Raw genomic sequence first — 17,608 nt, forward strand, 5'->3', positions numbered from 1 at the left:
AAAACTAAATATTAAAAACTGAACCTCACAGGGTTCAATCAAAACAATGCTTGTTTTGTTGATAAATCGCCCTAACTGTTGATAACTCGCAAATATAAGCAGAATAAATTAATTAGCAGGCTATAAGGCTGGTATATAGGTGTTTTTTTGGAAATGATAACGAAGTTTTAAACAAACAGAGACTCTCTTCCTTGCTTACGTTCTTCTTGTGATGTCTCACATAAACCATCTCAAAATAATCATCCGGTTTATAAGATATGGAGAACTGCGCTTTCGTTAAAAACGAGAGGTTCCTTGAACTTAATAATAGCGGTATTATAATTATTGTCTGTCCTCGTAGGGCTACTTTTTAGCATAAACGCTAAAGTAGAACGCAAAAAAGCCCCGCCGAAATACATCGACGGGGCTTTATCTTATGAACTGTATCTTTCCTTACGGAAATCTTATCAGTTGTTTACTTATTTAACGATTGCCTTAACAGCCTCTTCGCCTTCAACGGCAACAGCTACGATACCAGCAGGAACATTGATAGTAGCGTTGTCTGAAGTAATAACTGTCTCTGCGATCACCTTACCTAAGATGTTAGTGATAACTACTGACTTACCGGCTGCGCCTTGAACAGTTACAGTACCGATACCAGTTACTACAGATACACCTTCTACATTGTCGATGTTATCAGTAGATGTTACCATATCATCAGCGGTAGTCTTTTGACCTGCGTTGAATACCAATGCACCGTCACCACCAGTCTTAGCAGCATCGAATGAAGAGCTAGCATCTGTCAATACCAAGCAACCATTGTGCATCTTCAACCAAGCAGCACCCGCTTTCGGAGCGATAGCTTTCGCCAAGTCACCATTTATTGTCTGGTAAGCATTGTCTTTCGCTCCATATACGTTAGACTCGATCAAGAATGAGTTATTCTCACCCTCTTCACCATCTACATAAGCTTGAGCAGCCTTATCCGGGTTTACATAACGGAATGACCAAGTTACATTCTTATGCTTGTCACCAGTCAAGATATTGATAAACTTAGGATAATCTTTCTTATAAACAGCCATGATAGACTCGATACCCTCGTTCTTCAATTGCTCTGCAGTCATAGCTTTGTACTTACCTGTCAAGACGATCAAAGTATCACCATATTGAACGGCAGGAACGAAACCTACGCGAGTATAGCTACTGTTAGAAACAGCTTTCGTATTGAACAAGTATGGGTTAAGAGCTTCCTTACGAGCTGCGACAGCCGCTGCGGAATCAGAGAAGTTAACCAAATACTTACCATAGATGAAGGCCGGAGTCTTCACGTGAACAGCGTGTACACATTGATATGGATCATCTGTTACTTGACCATCAGCAGTGATATGCTTACCGCTCTCTGTACAAGGAATAATCTTCTCACCCTCGATCAACTCACGATGAGCAGAAACCAAGTATTGAGGTTTAACCTTACCTGCGCCGCGAGTTAACCATGCAGTATCAAGACGGAATGCCAATTTACCATCAGCCTTACCTTCGCTCCAGATACCAGCGTAATCAACTGAATTGTTCAGCAAGTTACCATTATGCTCATCCATCAAGTATTCATTACGGATAGTTTCCTTGAACATCAAGCTATCAGCAGAGTTATCAACGTTCTCACCAAGAAGAGCATTGTTGAACTGACGATACAACGGAGTCTCATCCGGAGCGATAGCGAACGCAGAAGTACGAGTCTCGCTTAATACCTGAGCCTTCAAAGAAGCGGTAGCGTCATAGTCGGATACACCAGCCTTTTCAGCACCAGCAGTAATCAAACCTGTAGCACTAGCCTCAACAATCGCATAGTAGTGAGTACCTTCGATATGATTGTTTTCCTTGAAGTATACAGAGTCTGCTTGAGTATTCGGATAATGCTTGCTTAAGATATACTTATCCTCAACAGCTCTAGTATGGTTACGGAATGTCTTATCACCATCAGTGATGATATACATTGTTCTTACCGGTTGTACCAAACCAGGGATACGACCTGTGATCTTCTTGTCAGGATTACCTGCAACTTCCTCACTCGGTGCATAACCATAAGCATGTTCTTTATAAGAAGACTTCAAAGTAAATGCTTTCTTGCCCTCTAATACATTCATCGTAGAGTCCTTAACACCGATAAACTTATCAGATGCATATGGATGCCAGTAGTTGAAAGTATATTTGTTCGTGATCAACTCCTCGTTCGTCAAGTGTTTATAACCAACGTATTTGTTTGTATAAATCTCCTTAGCAACAGGAATGAATTCCAAAGAATCGCTTGTAGTAATCAAAGAAGCAGCTGCGCTAGCATACATATAAGAAGCACCCGGCAACTTATTCAATTGCAAAGAGGCGATATTAAGAGTTGCGAACTCACGGTTAGTTGCCTCAATCGGAGAGATATTGTTCTTATCTGTCAAATTTTTCTTCAATACAACCCATTGATAAGCCGGCATGTGAGTAGCATCCTGCAAATCCAAAGTTACCCATTCAGTATTTGCACCATTATTATGGATAGGAGATGCCAAATACTTACCAGTCTTAGCGTTCCTGATCAAATAAACACCGTCAGCAACAGTTGTCTTATTTGTAGGCATAGCCTTGCAACCTGCGAAACCTAACTCGATCTTAGTATTCTGATCTTTGTCTACTGTCAAGATACGAACTTTATCCTTAAGCAACTCTTGCAAAGATATGTGCATATCCGTTTTTGTAACAGCGTTAGCGTCATTCCAGTATTTAACCTCATTACCAGAAGCATCTTCTTTCAATGTTACACTCTTAACTTGGATCTCCAAGCTATCATTTGAAGGATGATAAGTAAATTTGAACTTATATTGATCCTTCAATGCCAAGCTATTGATAGAATCTTTCGCTGTAGCATAAGTCTTAGAACCAGTCTTATAAGTATCTTTCAAATTGCTCCAGTTGTAAGCCAAGAATTTAGCTCCACCCACAGCATTCGTATAAGCTGTATCTACATACAAATAAGAAGAATCTGATCTCAATACATGGAAATAATTAGTAGTTCCAGAAGCCTCAACCGTGAATTTCTTCTCTACGAACGGATTCACAGCGCCATCACCAATTACGCCCGGAGTGAATTTCAAAGCGATACCAGCTTTCTTGTCTTGAGTACCGAAAATAGAGTTCAACTCATCAGCACCGGCAATAACGATAGGATTAGCCTCTACCAACTCAAACTCAGTAAAGTTTGCACTAGCGATTTTAGCGTCAGTAGCCTCAACCTTAATCATTTTAACGTCGCCAGCTCCATCAACCTGTAATCCGATTACAGAGTCAGTAGTAAAATAAGAATAAAGAACTGATTTCTCAACACCGTTCTTAAATACAGGAGAGAACTTCCAACCAGAAAGATCACCACCAACCTTTGCATCCTTAACCTCTAATTCAGCGGCTGCTTTTCCGGCGATCGTGTTAATGTCAAGACCTAGGAATTTTCCGATTTTGTTCGTGAAGTCATACTTAGGATTCTGTCCTTGGTTCTCCGAGTCTACCTTTACACACCACATCGTACCACCCAAATTCGCAGAATTATGAGAAACCATCTTAATTTCATCAACACCTGTGGATGTCTCTGTAATGCTTAAATAACTCGAACCAGCCTTAAGCTGATAAAGGCCGCTATTCTCGCCTTCTGTCAGTTTAATTCCGGCTGCATTAGCTGACATTGCACTTAAAAGCGCAGCACCAGCCAAAAGAGTAGAAAACTTTTTGTTCATAATTAAATAATTTAATATTAATACTAAAGTGTAATAAGCTCTTTAACAACGATCGCTCCCTCTAATAATCCATAACAAATGGCGATCGACTTTATTCATCATTTGCAAAGGTACGCGTTTCTTTGATTCGCGCAACCCTTCTTTATCATTTTTTTCTTATCATATCGGCTTTCTTATCAATCAAATAGGCTATTCATTACAAAACCACCGATTACAAAGACAAACCCTTTCCCTCTCACCACAAAACAGATATATCTCCCTACCGATCCCACGAATAAAAAGATATTTATATATAATGTACACGTACTTTAATATATAAATATCTTTCCCCGCAAAAACATCACTTACAATAAGAAACTTCTTTAAACGCATAGCGGCGAATACTTCCGTCTTTCAACGCCAGCAAAAGATGCCCGGTAGGTTCGATGTCGTGGATACGGGCCTCAAATTCTCCTGCCCCATCCCTATAGGCATGATAGCCCTCCTTTCTATACAACGCGGCTCGATAACGGGCACGAATATCCTCATATTCCTCCCGCAGAAGAGATAAATAATAACGATAGAATATAGAGAGAAAATGATCCAAAACCTCTTTCCGATCTACTTCCTTACCGATTATCTGGAACAAAGAAACCGGATTCGGGGCATCCCCCCGGAATACCCTTTGATTCAGGTTAATACCGATCCCTATGATAGAGCAATACAGATTACGTCCGGAAAGGTCATTCTCGATCAACATCCCGCAAATCTTCTTCTCTTCCCGGTAAATATCATTCGGCCATTTCACCGAGACATGATCCGTATACAGGTCTAAGGTCTCTTTCACGCTCAAGGCCGCTATTTGAGAAATCAAGAATTGGAGGTTCGCAGGGATACAAGTAGGATACAAGACCGTGCTAAACATCAAGTTCTTTCCCGCCTCCGACTCCCACACATTCCCTACCTGCCCGCGTCCGGCAGTCTGGAAATCAGCGACAACAACACTTCCCTCCGGCAACGCCTCTTTCTCGATCAGCTCTCGCAGCAAACTATTCGTAGAGGTAGTTTCCGCTACACGCAATATACGAGGCGACTCATCCTCAATGCTCATCATTATACTCCTCCCTTATTTTCTTAGGCAACTTAGCGATGACCTCCCGATACGAGTGATAAATCCACCGTTTGATCTCATCATCTTCCATATCTCTTTCCAGATAAATGCCGTTCCAATACTTCTTGTTAAAATGGAAGGCCGGCTCTACCGCCGCATAGCGATCTCGCAGCTCGTCTACATAATCCGTGCTGCATTTCACCGCCACATAAGGTTCTTCCGCATCCAGCGGAAGCAGCAAGAACATCTTGTTTTCAACCTTAAATACAAGGTTCACCTCATCGAACGGAAAACACTCGATGGTATTCTTCAAGGAAAGGCAGTATTCACGAACTTCTTCTATATTCATATCCTTCGTACTTTATAGGACAAACACTCAATGGCAGGGGGCATAAAAGGCATCCTCGATATGCTCGACACGGTAGTTGCCTTGCCGCCCGATCAAAATCATGACATCGAAACGAACCGGAAGATCTATATTGAAAAAACGTACATAAGCATCGGCCGCCGACACGATTCGCCGGATCTTTCCCCGGTCTATCGCCACTTCCGGGTCCACGAGAAAATCCTCCGCTCTCGTCTTCACCTCCACTACGACCAACTCGCCTTCCTTCACCGCCACGATATCCAGCTCATAATGATGCCAGTGCCAATTGGAATGAAGGATCTCGTATTCCCGATCCGTAAGATATTTCCGGGCAATCGCCTCGCCTTCTTTCCCGGTGTCATTTCGCTCTGCCATAGGTTCGTTTTAGGCAAAGATACGAACTATTATTCTTTATTTCAAAACCTTTCCGTTCTCCGCGCCGCAACCCGCCATGCAATACTACCGCAACACCCGTGCAGAGATACCGCAATGTCCGTGCAGCAACGCCGCAAAGCCGTCGCGGTGACATGTAAAACACATGCTATATTCTTTTGTATACATTCTAAAGAAAAAATAAGTACATTCGCGTTTATGAGGCAGGAACGTAAATATTCAACAGCGCAACCCAACCATCCCAGGGTACACAAAGTGACCTTCATGCTGAACGACGAAGAGCATAAGGCGGTGAGGCGTTATCTGTCTAAATACAAGATCGAGAACAAATCCCGTTGGTACCGGGAGACAATCCTTTCTCATATCCTCAAGACGCTGGAAGAGGATTATCCGACTCTTTTTAACGAAAACGAGATGAGAAGATGAATCCTTTCAACGACGAATATTTCATGAGACAAGCCTTGGCAGAGGCTCGTGCGGCAGCCGCGGAGGGAGAGGTTCCCGTAGGTGCCGTCATCGTTTGCGACAACCAGATCATCGCGAGGGCCCATAACCAAACCGAACGCCTGAACGACGTAACCGCCCATGCCGAGATGCTGGTGATCACAGCGGCAACCGGAGCTTTAGGAGCGAAATACCTGACAAATTGCAGCCTGTACGTAACCGTAGAACCCTGCGTGATGTGCGCCGGAGCCATCGGATGGGCACAACTAAGTACCATCGTATACGGAGCGTCCGACGATAAAAGAGGCTTCTCTAGATTCGCCCCGCGAGCTTTCCATCCGAAAGCGGTTATCAAAAAAGGAATCCTGGAAAAAGAATGCGCAGAAGAAATGCAACGCTTCTTCAAGCAACGGCGCTAAGCCTTATTTAACCTCCTCATAATCCACATATTCCCCTTCATCCTTGGCGAATATCTTCTTACGGTGAACATAAGAGGTACGATTATCGTCATCGTCTCGGACGGTGGCAGAGGCAGAACGATGTCCGGAAGTATTGCTATTTGTTTGACGATGCCGCTCTCCTTTGGGAGTGCTGTTTCCGCTACCGAAAAAGAGATTCTTAAAGGTACGCAAGATGGAGAACCCCATCAGAAACACCAACAGGATAAAGAAGAAGAATATTACAAACAAGAATTTAAACATAATCCGATACTTAAATGGTTCTTTACTATCATACTATCACAAACACAAAGATAAGAATTCTTGTTTATCCCTTTTTGTTAAAAATAGACAAGACTATATACAACAGGATGATACCGGAGATTCCCAAGAACCCCCATAATGCCACGAAAATAAAGGAGCAAACGATCAATATATAGCGAAGCTCATTCCCCTTCCACGCCAAAGATTTCACTTTCAGCGAAAACATAGGGATCTCGGATACCAGCAAGAAGGAAGTAACGAACGCCAAAACAACCGTCAGCAGCACGAACACCCCCTCATTCGCATGGACCACCGGTAAAACCGAATACCCGGCAGAAGCCCAAAACAAAGCGTGCGCCGGAACCGGCAAGCCGATAAACGAGGTAGTCTGCCGTTCATCGATATTGAACTTGGCCAAACGCAAGCCTGAAAACGTAGGGATCACGAACGCCAGATAAGGGATATACGCGTTCAAGGAGCCAAAAGGTAAGGCCGTAGCGGCCTCTCCCAGCAACCAATAGACCACCATACCCGGAGCGAAGCCGAAGCTCACCATATCCGACAAGGAATCCAATTCCTTACCCATCGGCGAGTAAGCTTTCAGCAAACGGGCGGCAAAACCGTCGCAGAAATCGAAGACCGCCGCTATAATAATCCAGATCAGCGCGGATAAAAGATCTCCGTGCAACGCCATCACGCTGGCAACACAACCGGATATAAGACTCAGACACGTAATCGTATTGGGGATATGTTTTCTTATACTCATTTCAACAAACGGGCTATAGGCGTTTGATTACCTGTTACTTTTTGATCCATCTCTATCAATACCTCCGTCCCTACCGGCAGATAGACATCCACGCGGGAGCCGAACTTAATAAATCCCATCTGCTCATCTACATGGCACTTCTCACCCGGCTTGGCATACGTAACGATACGGCGGGCCATCGCCCCGGCGATCTGACGGGCCAAGACGTCTACCCCGTTTCTTGTCGTGATCACTACCGCCGAGCGCTCGTTCTCCGTACTGCTCTTTGGCAGGTAGGCCGCCATAAAGCGCCCGTTTTGATGGGATACGTGCTTTACGGTGCCGTTCACGGGAAACCAATTGGCATGTACGTTGAAGATAGACATAAAGATAGATATCTGTAAGCACTTCTTATGAAGGATCTCGTTCTCCATCACCTCCTCGATAGCGACGATCGTACCGTCGGCAGGCGCAATCACCAATCCTTCCGAATCATAAGGGAACCGGCGGAAAGGGCTGCGGAAGAAGTTTAATACCAATAAGAACAATACGGTAGAAACAAAAGCGACAGAATAAAACAGTATACCCTTACTTACCGTATGATATAAGGTTATATTCACGATAAATAATATCGTGAACAACGTAAGCAGTAAACCAGTTCCTTCTTTATGTACTTTCATTATTCTCTGACTGTATCGTTTTATACTAAGAATCTGCAAAAATATTCATTTTTACCGAATATCAAAAATATATCACTTATTCACTGCTTCTATTTTGCCTAACTCCACGTACCAAAGGTATCCATCTACCCGCTCGAAACCCATTTTACGGATTAATCGCAAGTAATTCCTTACCTGGTTCAGATGGCGCTTGTCTTGCCGCTCGCCAAATTTATAATCCACGACAATCGCCTCCTTATCTTTTATCATCACCCGGTCCGGACGCTTAGACAGGCCTTTCCCAAACAGGATGTCCACCTCGTTCAAGACCCGAGCAGAACCATCATACCAAGCCTTTACCTCTTCCGCTTGCAATAACCCCTTCAAACGATCGGTCAATTCCTCCGCTTCCTCCCGGTTGATCACTCCGGACAGGCGGTAGCTTTCCACCGAGACCGGGATATCTTTCGATGTACGGATACGGCTCAATACCTCGTGCATCAATGTACCGTGCTTCCGCTTGGCATTATCGAAAAAGAAACCTTTTCCATGCAAACGCAGTTGCAGACGGTCGTCCGGGGAGACAGAGCACAAACGGCTCATAGGGATTTCCTCCACGGTCTTCTCCGGCGTTCCACCCGAGGCCGGATACCACCATTCCCCCCTCTCGAAGGTATCATCTTCTATCTCGGTATCCACTCCCGCCCACAATAGATCGGCGATGGAAGTTATCTTCTCTACCTTACCTTCCTTATTGATTTTCCTCGGACGGGGGGAGAAAACGATCAACTCTTCTTTCGAGCGGGTAAAAGCGACGTATAGGGTATTCAAGTTATCGATAAAGGCATGCAAACATTCCTTGAAATAATCCCGGGCAAAGATCGTATTACTCAGGATCTGCCCGTAGCGGACAGGGACTAAACGCAGGCGGTCGAATGGTTTCCTCTCCGGATGACACCAAAGGATAACGGGTTTTGTCGGCTTATGATCGATCTCCCAATCCCCGAAAGGAATAATAACAACCTTAAAGCCCAAGCCCTTGGACTTATGTACGGTCAAGATACGGATAGCGTTCTGTCCGTCCGGGGTAGCGATCGTCTTACGGTAGCCGGCCTCGTCCCACCATTTCAGGAAGCGGTTCAAATCCGCGCTCTCTTTTTGGGCATACTCGGAGACCATATCCAAGAAGGCTTGCACGAACACTTGTTCCGTTGCCGGGATACAAGCGGAAAAGGCACGGAAAAGTTCCTCGGCCACCTCATACAAGGATTGCCGGGAGATAGACAGAAAATCTTGGAAAAGGGATTCGTCGGCCTCATCCTCTCCAAATTTTCCGGTCAACACCTGGTAGGCATATACGGCCAACTTCTTGTTCGTTCGATCATCCGGATTCCGCAAATAGCGTAATACGGCGATCAGGAAACGAACCGCCGGGGAACTCCCCACGAACAGAGCGTCGTCCGAGATGATATCGTAATTATACCGGACGGACGGATGCTCCTCCTTATAGGCCAGCAACGTATCAGCCACTAAAGCCCCCTCCTGATTGGTACGCACCAGTATGGCGATATCTTTCAGGGCATAACCGTTGTCTTGCAAACGCTCCAAGGTAGCCGGCAATCGCTCCATCGCCTCTTGTTTCCAGTCTTTATCCTCATCGCCAGATAAGAAGTCGATCCGCACATGCCCCTCCTTTTTCTGGAAAGGGGGAGGAACACGTTGAGAACTCTTATCGTAGGCGGTCGTGATTTTCGAGCAAAAGGAGGCACGCTCCTCCTCGCTCAATGAGGAAGAGGCCAATGCCTCATTATAGAGATTTTGCAGGATCTTCGGAGCGGCAGTGAAAAACGCATTATTAAACTCAACGATATACCGGCAACTCCGCCAATTGTCCTTTAGAGTATCCTCGCGAACTTGCTCCGCGGCGAAATCCTTACGGACCTGCTCGTCCAATAGCTTCCAATCCGAGTTCCGGAAACGGTAAATACTCTGTTTCACGTCGCCGACGATCAGATTCGCCCGGTCATGCGCCAAGCTCTCTTCCACCAGAGGCCTGAAATTATTCCATTGCATACCGCTGGTATCCTGAAACTCATCAATCATATAATGATCCACATGCGTACCCGTCTTCTCGTAGATAAAAGGAGCGTCGCTACCGCCGATAACCTTATTCAGCAATTCGGTCGTATCGGCGATCAGCATGACATTCTTTTCCTCCCGGTAAGAGGCGATTTGCCGGGAAATATCGGTCAATATCCCCAGCGTATAATAATAGCGCACGATCTCCCGGGCCGTGTTATAGGCTGTCAGGTTGGCAAAGAGAGATACGATATTCTTCACACAGGCATTCAAGCCTTCCTCATATACACATCCGATGATCTGCCGGAGTCCCGGAGGAGTCGTCTTGGTCGTATAAGCATCCGGATTATCTGCCAAGGCTTGGAAGGTAGCTGTCGGCTCCTTCATCTCGCCTCTTGCCAATTTCTCGAGATAAAAAAACGGGGAACGGCTTCCCCCCTTAAAATCCGAGGGCTGTAACGCAAACTGTTTTAGCAACGCCATTCCTTCTTCTCCCAAACGCTTAGCCTCCGCCTCCACGGAACGGATAATGGCGTATAACTCATTCTTATAGGAATCAAGCGCTTGCCGATCCTCTATATCCTTTCCCACCTCCTCGCTAAATGCCTTATAACTCTCCTTAAAGACCTCCCGGCTGAGCGACATTATATCTTGCCGTAAGTTCCAGCCGCCCCCATCCTCGATCTTATCCTCGGCGAAACGCAGCAGCCATCCCAGTAAATCCTTGCTCTCCGGCTTCTCCAGATCGGCCAGCAGGTTATCGATCGCCTCGGTCAAGACCAGTTCTTGATCCATCTCAATGCCATAGCCTCCTTGCAAGCCGATCTCGCGGGTAAAGGCACGCATCGTTTGTTGGAAAAAGCGGTCGATCGTACTGATATTAAAGGCAGAGTAATCATGCAGGATCGCGATCAATATCTTTTTCGCCTGTTCTCTCACTTGCCGTTCCGTCAAGGAATAAGTGGAAGAAAGTAGCTGGATATAATCGGATTTCCGGCCGGAAGCTAGGTGATAAAGTTCCTGGACGATACGGTTCTTCATCTCATCCGTCGCCTTATTCGTAAACGTCACGGCCAAGATCCGGCGAAAAGCACCCGGCTGGGAGAAGAGTAGCGTGAGATACTCGCCTGTCAGTTTATGCGTCTTGCCCGCCCCGGCGGAAGCTCTATAGATGGTCAGCATAACGAGCGGGGATTAGATCGTACGGCTTTTCGAGTAGCCCTCTTTCCGGAGGATCTCCAATACTTTGGTACGCAGGTCTCCTTGGATGATGATCTCCCCGTCCTTAGCGGAGCCGCCTACGCCACATTTCACCTTCAGGAGTTTTCCCAAGGCGGTCAAGTCCTCCTCCGTACCCCGGAAGCCGGTAATCAAGGTAACCATCTTACCGCCCCGGTTCCGCTTATCCAAGGATATGCGCAAGGCTTGTTTCTCTTTCGGCAAGGTTTGTTCCTCTTCCGTATCGCCGGTATCGTATTTAAAATCGGGATTGGTGGAATACATCACGCCCAATCGGTCTTTCCAGTCGTTCGTCTTCATATCACTCTTTTTTTTTGAGAGCCAAAACTACAGATTTATCTTGGGATGGGCAAATGGAAATTTTCTTCTCTCTCTTTCTAAAAAATCTCATTAAAAATCATCCAATCCTAACTCAATTATATATATTTACAATTAATAATTTGTATCACTTAAATCCAATAAAGTTATGAAGAAAAAAGTTTTAAAGTTTACAGCACTAATCGGTTTAATTTTTTTCGCTCTAAACACTGATGTTTTAGCTGAAAACAGTGACGATAGCGCATGTCCTGATGACGGAGGAGGCCCGGGTATAACTTGTGGTAGATATGAGGGAGCTTGTTGGGAATTGGATAGAATAGGTTCTATCATCTACATCCATTGCAGGTTTTCCGGATATCAAAAAGATCACTGTATACCAGACTGAAAATCATGAGAGACACGATCTATTACCTAGCGATTTCCATATTTCTCTTATTCTCTTGTTCTGAATCAAAGGAAAAGAGAAATATGGAATCAAATATCATTGCCGTAGATCTAGAAGAGCGGGACGAGGTCTCCACAAAAGATCTATTCTCCGATATCCAAGTCATCCCACTGGAGACAACACCAAAATCGCTGATCCGTGATATAACCCAGATCAAGTTTTTTGAAAGCCGATATTATATCCATGATTATCGAAGATCCCAAATCTTTGTTTTCGACAGGGAGGGACGTTTCCAATTCGCACTTAACGAAAAAGGAGACGGTCCGGGGCAGTACCTAAATCTGTCTGATTTCGCAATTGATACGGCCCACAGGAATCTTGTAGTGCTCTGCGCCGTCAGCAACGCACTCTTTTTCTATGATCTAGAGGGCAAATTCATTGAGAAGAAGAGACTTCCCGATATCGCGGGGGCCTATAGTTCTCTACAGTTCCAAAACAAGGATACAATCGCTTTCTTTACCTATGATTATGACAATCGGCTGAAGTTCTATTCCTTATCAAAGGATAAAATAATCGATGAGTATTTCCATGAAGAGAAAAAAGATATATTTTGCAAAGACGTATTTCCATTCCCACACTCTCTTTGCAGATCTTTGACTAACACGATTTACTCACTCTCAAAAGCTACCTTGACAGAGCTTTATCACTGGGATTTTGGTAATTTAAATAACGACATCGAGAAATTGGAGTTTCCTTCCGGCAGGAACCAACAAGAAAAAATCCAATACGCAAAGGATGCCTATTCCTCTAAGAGTGTAAATTATGTGATAGAGTCTCATGGGCAAAATAGCAGATACCTATACGCTATGGTTGTCCGTAAAAACAAGTATATCCAGCTATTCTATGACCGGAAAGAACACGACTTGCTCCAATTCGAGCGAACCAAAGAGGGTTTGCAACTGTATCCGATCTACTTCGGAGAGGACTTTATCCTTTGTACCCCCGAGGGAGGGCTTCCTTTAGATGACATATTCCCCGAAAAGCTACGGAATGAAGAGCAGCGAAGGATCATCCAATCGCTTTCGGAAGAAGAGAATCCAATCTTAATTAAATATGTTTTCAAGAATGAAGATTAACGAGAATCTAATTTACATTTTCCTTTTGGGGATACTAGCTGGTATAATTTGCGTACGATGTGTGAATCACCTAAAAAAGTCCCCAAAGGATATGTATATAGACAATTTCGAATACGAGAAAGAAAGACAAAAGTAGTTTCTAGTACGTCATACCGCGTTATTCCAGCCTTAAATTTGTATCGTAAGCGCTAACTCCTTACATTTGGGAGATCACAAATTTCTTGATCATTCATTTTTAAATCTGTTAGCGCTTAGAATTATCGGCCATGAGAAATATCATTTTTTTCTTTTTCTGCATACTAACGATCCACTTGAACATGAATGCTCAAGGCTCCGGCGAGAAACCGTCGATAGTCGTACTGCACTCCATCAACTTCGAGGAAAGCTGGACCAAGCAGACCTATCTTGATATAGAAAGTAAATTCGGGGCGAAAGGGTTTGCCGTAGAAGGGATTTCCTTACAAGTCCCCAGTATCCGCACGGCGGAAGACCTTCAAGAGAAAAGGAAAATGATCCTAGAAAGAGTATCCGGGCAACCCACATTAGTCGTATGCATAGGAGATCCCTCCTGGCTCATCGCCCGCCCGTTGTTTGACAAGGAATGGAAAGACGTACCCTCCATCATCTGCTACGCCAGGGATAATATGTACCTGAGAGAAGAATGCCTAATAGACCTAAATACAAATGTACTCGAGACGCTAAGCCCCACCACCGAAGTCGTAAAAGACTATAACACCTCCTTTATAAAATACCCGGTTTACATCAAGCAAACAATCGAGCTAATGCAAAAGCTACAACCGGGATTAAACAAGCTAGCCTTCATCTTCGATCGCCGCTACATCAGCCAACAAACAAAGGAAGACGTAGAGGAGATCTTACGGAAAGACTTCCCGGATATCCAGTTCGAGCCACTGTCTACGACCTCCATTTCCACGGAGAATCTATTAGATAAACTAGCCTCATTCGACAATAAGACCGGAGTCCTTTATTACTCATGGTACAGGACCCGGGAAGACAAGGAAAATCGTTACTTGGTGGATAATGTCCAGAAAATGATCAACAGCTTCTCCGTCCCCCCTGTTTTCACCCTGCAAGACGTACAGACCGGAAACGGAAACTTCGCCGGGGGCTATTACATCTCCCCCGAAGATTACGCAAGGGAGACTGTCCGCATGATCGAAACGATCCTCTCGGGAAAAGACAGAAAGAAAATCCTTTCCCTAACCCCGGGAACCCCCAAGACCTACCTAAACTACCAACACCTCCTGCTTCACCAAATCGATCCCGGATTATATCCCCCCAAAGCAACCTATTTCCAAGAGCCTCCCGGCTTCTTCCGGAAATACAAGATCCATATCATAAGCCTACTCGTTATCTTGGCGTTGTCGATAACGGTAGGAATCTTACGGATACACCTCTTTATCCAGAAACAAAAGGCCAAGGACCAAGAGCTGCAAACCGCACGCCAAGCACAGGATCTCAACCAGAAATACCAACTGATCTTGAAAGCCAGCAACATGATGACATGGACATGGGACATAAAGACCGGTATCATCGAGTGCAACAATATCTATCTCGCCCAAAGATCTGCCCGCGACAGGGGTATAAACGGGATTTTCAGGATGTCGTCCGAGGAGTTCTACAGCGGCGTATACCCGGAAGACCTAGACCGCCTTCGCGATAAACTGAAAGCGCTAGCCTCCGGCGAGGGCCAACCGGTCGACGAGGAAATCCGTTACTTAGACGATACGGGCCAAAATTACATCTGGATAGAGATTTTCGCCATCATCGGTAAAAGCACCTCTTCCGGCAAACCGATCTACCTGATCGGGGGAACCGCCATGATCAACCAACGCAAATTAATGGAACAGGAGCTCAGAGACAAGGCGAAGGTAGAGGAAGCCAACCGGCTGAAATCAGCCTTCCTAGCGAACATGAGCCATGAGATACGTACCCCGCTGAATGCGATCGTAGGATTCTCCAACCTGATCGCCCAGACAAATGCCACAGAGGAGACGAAAAGATTCTGCGAGATCATCGAGACGAACAACGAGCTTCTCCTCCAACTCGTGAACGATATCCTCGACCTATCGAAAATCGAGGCCGGGCAAATGGATTTCATCTACTCGGAGTTCAACGTATCCGCGTTATTCCGGAACTTATACCAGACTTTCCAAAGCCGGGTGAAAGACGGTGTCACCCTTTATTGCGAGATACCGGAACAAGATTACGTTATCTATTCCGAGAAGAACCGCCTGACCCAAGTGATCACCAATTTCCTGACAAACGCCTGCAAATTCACGTTCCAAGGTTCTATCCACCTAGGATATAAAGAGACGGAAGACGGATTATACTTTTACGTGAAAGATTCCGGCAAAGGCATCGAGAGGAAGAACCTCCCACACGTATTCGAACGTTTCGCCAAATTCGACTCCTTTATCCAAGGAACCGGGCTCGGGCTGTCTATCTGCCAAACGATCGTAGAGAATCTTCACGGGAAGATCGGCGTAGAATCGGAGGAAGGAAAAGGGAGCACCTTCTGGTTCACGATCCCCTGCGTTGTATCAAGACCGTAGCGTAAGCGCTAATCCCCTCTTGCCGTCCGGTAAAGCCCAGTTTCTCCGTGGTCGTAGCCTTGATGGAGATATCTTCCTCATCCACTCCCATAACCTCGGCCAACACTTTCTTCATAGCGGGGATGTGGGGATTCAACTTCGGACGCTCGGCGGCTACGGTAGCGTCGATATTACCCAACTCATACCCCGCGTCTCTTAAAAGTTTCATGGTATCGCGGAGTAATATCTTACTGTCGATATTTTTATACTCCCCGGCCGTATCCGGGAAATGATAACCTATATCCCGCATATTGGCCGCTCCTAACAAAGCGTCGCAGATCGCGTGGATCAACACGTCCGCGTCGCTATGCCCCAACAGGCCCAACGTATGCTCAATCTTAATCCCGCCCAGCCATAAGTCGCGGCCCGGCACCAAAGCATGGACATCGTAACCAAAGCCAACTCGTATCTTCATACCTGTTTATCTGAAAAGATTCTTGATTCCATCCATATCGAACGACAAGGAGAAGCGCAACGTCTGGTCCAACGGGTTACTTTGTACCGTACTGATCAGATAAGCGGCATCCAACTGGAAAACACTCATGCGGAAACCTGCTCCGACCGAGAAATACTGACGGTTTCCCTGGTATTTATTCTCATAGTAATAACCGCCGCGCACGAAGAATTGCTGATTGTAATTATACTCAAGGCCGATCGACGCCATAATCTCCTCCAGCTCGCCCTTAAAACCATTCGGCGAATCTCCAAACGACTTGAAGATACCCGTGATCGGAGACATATTATTGTACTCCTCATATTTTTCTTTATAAGCGGCCTCATCCTCCGTGGTCGTACCCTCCTGGATCGGAGCCGTAGGAACCAAATATTTACTCAAATCCACATAGATACCAATCTGGTTATAATCATCGAGCGGATACAGCAATCCGGTTCCGATCTTCAACGTCGTAGGCAAGAACTGGTTCGTATTTCCTCCATCGTAAGAGACCTTCGTTCCGATGTTGGAGACGTTAAAACCAAAACTCCACAAGCACTCGCTATTACCCAAGATCACGTATTTCTCCAGATAACCGGCGATATCCGCGGCAAAAGCGTTGTCCGGAACCATTTCCGCGTCCGACGAGGCCCCCATATCCGAACGGATATAACGCAAGGCGACCGCCATAGAGAACACATCCGACAACTTACGGCTATAGCTCACGTCGAGAGCCATCTCATAAGGATTCAATATAAGCTGATTACCTAATCCCTGCTCCCGGCTTTCCACCACTTCTCCCAACGAGAAATAACGCAAGGAAGCTCCGATCGCCTGCAAATCGCTATCGCCCAGTTTATAATAACCGGCCAGATAAGCCAAGGCCACGTCATTTACCAACTTACGTAACCAAGGCGTATAGGATAAAGCGACCCCGGCCTTACTATAGCTAAAAGCATATTTAGCCGGATTCCAATATTGGGAATTCACATCCGGCGTAGTAGACACGCCATTATCACCCATAGCGCCTCCGCGAGCGTCGGGCGCGATAGACAAAGAGGGTATCGCCGTATTGATCGGGGCGAATTTATGTTTAACATCGTCCGCGCCTCCTTGAGCATACAAAGCCGTGAACGCCGTCAAGAAGCTGCAAACCGCCAGTAACAGACTGAGTCTTGAAATTCTTATCATATATTATATTCTAAAAATACGTTTATTATTTACCATTCCTACTAGGGTAATAAACATACCCCAT

Annotated in this window: 16 protein-coding genes; 5 read left to right on the plus strand and 11 right to left on the minus strand. The window is 45.5% G+C overall.

The annotated features are described in order from the left end of the window. Nucleotides 1-458 precede the first annotated feature (458 nt). From Q0110_RS04805 to Q0110_RS04820, 4 genes are all read right to left on the minus strand, one after another. Nucleotides 459-3,749 (minus strand): DUF6383 domain-containing protein, encoded by a 3,291-nt coding sequence (locus tag Q0110_RS04805; RefSeq protein ID WP_297903381.1) that lies wholly within the window; start codon nucleotides 3,747-3,749, stop codon nucleotides 459-461. 340 nt (nucleotides 3,750-4,089) lie between these two features. Continuing rightward, nucleotides 4,090-4,842, minus strand: coding sequence for a biotin--[acetyl-CoA-carboxylase] ligase (locus Q0110_RS04810; RefSeq protein ID WP_297903384.1), 753 nt, complete (start codon nucleotides 4,840-4,842; stop codon nucleotides 4,090-4,092). Continuing rightward, entirely contained in the window at nucleotides 4,829-5,188 is a 360-nt protein-coding gene (locus Q0110_RS04815; RefSeq protein WP_297903386.1) for an MmcQ/YjbR family DNA-binding protein, read from the minus strand. The genes Q0110_RS04810 and Q0110_RS04815 overlap by 14 nt, the downstream gene beginning before the upstream one ends. Before the next feature lie 27 nt (nucleotides 5,189-5,215). Beyond that, nucleotides 5,216-5,581, minus strand: a complete 366-nt coding sequence (locus Q0110_RS04820; protein WP_297903389.1) for a YraN family protein — start codon at nucleotides 5,579-5,581, stop codon at nucleotides 5,216-5,218. 216 nt (nucleotides 5,582-5,797) lie between these two features. On the opposite strand from Q0110_RS04820, the gene Q0110_RS04825 reads away from it, so the two are divergent. Then, a complete protein-coding gene (locus tag Q0110_RS04825; protein ID WP_297903391.1) occupies nucleotides 5,798-6,025 on the plus strand; it encodes a hypothetical protein in 228 nt (75 codons plus the stop codon). Continuing rightward, nucleotides 6,022-6,462, plus strand: a complete 441-nt coding sequence (locus Q0110_RS04830) for a nucleoside deaminase (RefSeq protein ID WP_297903394.1) — start codon at nucleotides 6,022-6,024, stop codon at nucleotides 6,460-6,462. The genes Q0110_RS04825 and Q0110_RS04830 overlap by 4 nt, the downstream gene beginning before the upstream one ends. 3 nt (nucleotides 6,463-6,465) lie before the next feature. On the opposite strand, the gene Q0110_RS04835 is transcribed toward Q0110_RS04830, so the two are convergent. The 5 genes from Q0110_RS04835 to Q0110_RS04855 form a co-directional block, all read right to left on the minus strand. Continuing rightward, nucleotides 6,466-6,744, minus strand: a complete 279-nt coding sequence (locus Q0110_RS04835; protein ID WP_297903397.1) for a DUF4834 family protein — start codon at nucleotides 6,742-6,744, stop codon at nucleotides 6,466-6,468. A 64-nt stretch (nucleotides 6,745-6,808) separates the two neighbouring features. Then, entirely contained in the window at nucleotides 6,809-7,510 is a 702-nt protein-coding gene (locus Q0110_RS04840; RefSeq protein ID WP_297903399.1) for a CDP-alcohol phosphatidyltransferase family protein, read from the minus strand. Next, nucleotides 7,507-8,169 carry a phosphatidylserine decarboxylase family protein gene (locus Q0110_RS04845; RefSeq protein ID WP_297903401.1) on the minus strand — a complete coding sequence of 221 codons (663 nt, stop codon included), beginning with the start codon at nucleotides 8,167-8,169 and terminating at the stop codon, nucleotides 7,507-7,509. Before Q0110_RS04845 ends, Q0110_RS04840 begins: the two co-directional genes overlap by 4 nt. 72 nt (nucleotides 8,170-8,241) lie before the next feature. Beyond that, the gene (locus Q0110_RS04850) at nucleotides 8,242-11,409 is read right to left on the minus strand and encodes a UvrD-helicase domain-containing protein (protein WP_297903403.1); all 3,168 of its coding nucleotides are present in this window, start codon (nucleotides 11,407-11,409) and stop codon (nucleotides 8,242-8,244) included. Nucleotides 11,410-11,421: 12 nt separating this feature from the next. Continuing rightward, nucleotides 11,422-11,766, minus strand: a complete 345-nt coding sequence (locus Q0110_RS04855; protein ID WP_297903406.1) for a translation initiation factor — start codon at nucleotides 11,764-11,766, stop codon at nucleotides 11,422-11,424. Between the two features lie 166 nt (nucleotides 11,767-11,932). Between Q0110_RS04855 and Q0110_RS04860 the strand changes: the two genes are divergently transcribed. From Q0110_RS04860 to Q0110_RS04870, 3 genes are all read left to right on the plus strand, one after another. Beyond that, nucleotides 11,933-12,169 carry a hypothetical protein gene (locus tag Q0110_RS04860; protein WP_297903409.1) on the plus strand — a complete coding sequence of 79 codons (237 nt, stop codon included), beginning with the start codon at nucleotides 11,933-11,935 and terminating at the stop codon, nucleotides 12,167-12,169. Between the two features lie 5 nt (nucleotides 12,170-12,174). Then, complete coding sequence (locus tag Q0110_RS04865) at nucleotides 12,175-13,305, plus strand: 6-bladed beta-propeller (protein WP_366139647.1); 1,131 nt, start codon at nucleotides 12,175-12,177, stop codon at nucleotides 13,303-13,305. 266 nt (nucleotides 13,306-13,571) lie between these two features. Further along, the gene (locus Q0110_RS04870) at nucleotides 13,572-15,881 is read left to right on the plus strand and encodes an ATP-binding protein (protein ID WP_297903415.1); all 2,310 of its coding nucleotides are present in this window, start codon (nucleotides 13,572-13,574) and stop codon (nucleotides 15,879-15,881) included. On the opposite strand, the gene ispF is transcribed toward Q0110_RS04870, so the two are convergent. Together ispF and porV are read right to left on the minus strand one after the other, a co-directional pair. Next, entirely contained in the window at nucleotides 15,850-16,335 is a 486-nt protein-coding gene (gene ispF / locus Q0110_RS04875) for a 2-C-methyl-D-erythritol 2,4-cyclodiphosphate synthase (protein ID WP_297903418.1), read from the minus strand. The two genes, Q0110_RS04870 and ispF, sit on opposite strands and share 32 nt — an antisense overlap. A gap of 6 nt (nucleotides 16,336-16,341) precedes the next feature. Beyond that, a complete protein-coding gene (gene porV, locus Q0110_RS04880) occupies nucleotides 16,342-17,544 on the minus strand; it encodes a type IX secretion system outer membrane channel protein PorV (RefSeq protein WP_297903421.1) in 1,203 nt (400 codons plus the stop codon). Between the last annotated feature and the right edge of the window lie 64 nt (nucleotides 17,545-17,608).

This window comes from uncultured Parabacteroides sp. (assembly GCF_947855115.1).
Lineage (GTDB): Bacteria > Bacteroidota > Bacteroidia > Bacteroidales > Tannerellaceae > Parabacteroides.

Coding starts and splice junctions, on each gene's coding strand:
- Q0110_RS04805 (WP_297903381.1), bottom strand. CDS start 3,749: ATGAACAAAAAGTTTTCTACTCTTTTGGCTGGTGCTGCGCTTTTAAGT.
- Q0110_RS04810 (WP_297903384.1), bottom strand. CDS start 4,842: ATGATGAGCATTGAGGATGAGTCGCCTCGTATATTGCGTGTAGCGGAA.
- Q0110_RS04815 (WP_297903386.1), bottom strand. CDS start 5,188: ATGAATATAGAAGAAGTTCGTGAATACTGCCTTTCCTTGAAGAATACC.
- Q0110_RS04820 (WP_297903389.1), bottom strand. CDS start 5,581: ATGGCAGAGCGAAATGACACCGGGAAAGAAGGCGAGGCGATTGCCCGG.
- Q0110_RS04825 (WP_297903391.1), top strand. CDS start 5,798: ATGAGGCAGGAACGTAAATATTCAACAGCGCAACCCAACCATCCCAGG.
- Q0110_RS04830 (WP_297903394.1), top strand. CDS start 6,022: ATGAATCCTTTCAACGACGAATATTTCATGAGACAAGCCTTGGCAGAG.
- Q0110_RS04835 (WP_297903397.1), bottom strand. CDS start 6,744: ATGTTTAAATTCTTGTTTGTAATATTCTTCTTCTTTATCCTGTTGGTG.
- Q0110_RS04840 (WP_297903399.1), bottom strand. CDS start 7,510: ATGAGTATAAGAAAACATATCCCCAATACGATTACGTGTCTGAGTCTT.
- Q0110_RS04845 (WP_297903401.1), bottom strand. CDS start 8,169: ATGAAAGTACATAAAGAAGGAACTGGTTTACTGCTTACGTTGTTCACG.
- Q0110_RS04850 (WP_297903403.1), bottom strand. CDS start 11,409: ATGCTGACCATCTATAGAGCTTCCGCCGGGGCGGGCAAGACGCATAAA.
- Q0110_RS04855 (WP_297903406.1), bottom strand. CDS start 11,766: ATGAAGACGAACGACTGGAAAGACCGATTGGGCGTGATGTATTCCACC.
- Q0110_RS04860 (WP_297903409.1), top strand. CDS start 11,933: ATGAAGAAAAAAGTTTTAAAGTTTACAGCACTAATCGGTTTAATTTTT.
- Q0110_RS04865 (WP_366139647.1), top strand. CDS start 12,175: ATGAGAGACACGATCTATTACCTAGCGATTTCCATATTTCTCTTATTC.
- Q0110_RS04870 (WP_297903415.1), top strand. CDS start 13,572: ATGAGAAATATCATTTTTTTCTTTTTCTGCATACTAACGATCCACTTG.
- ispF (WP_297903418.1), bottom strand. CDS start 16,335: ATGAAGATACGAGTTGGCTTTGGTTACGATGTCCATGCTTTGGTGCCG.
- porV (WP_297903421.1), bottom strand. CDS start 17,544: ATGATAAGAATTTCAAGACTCAGTCTGTTACTGGCGGTTTGCAGCTTC.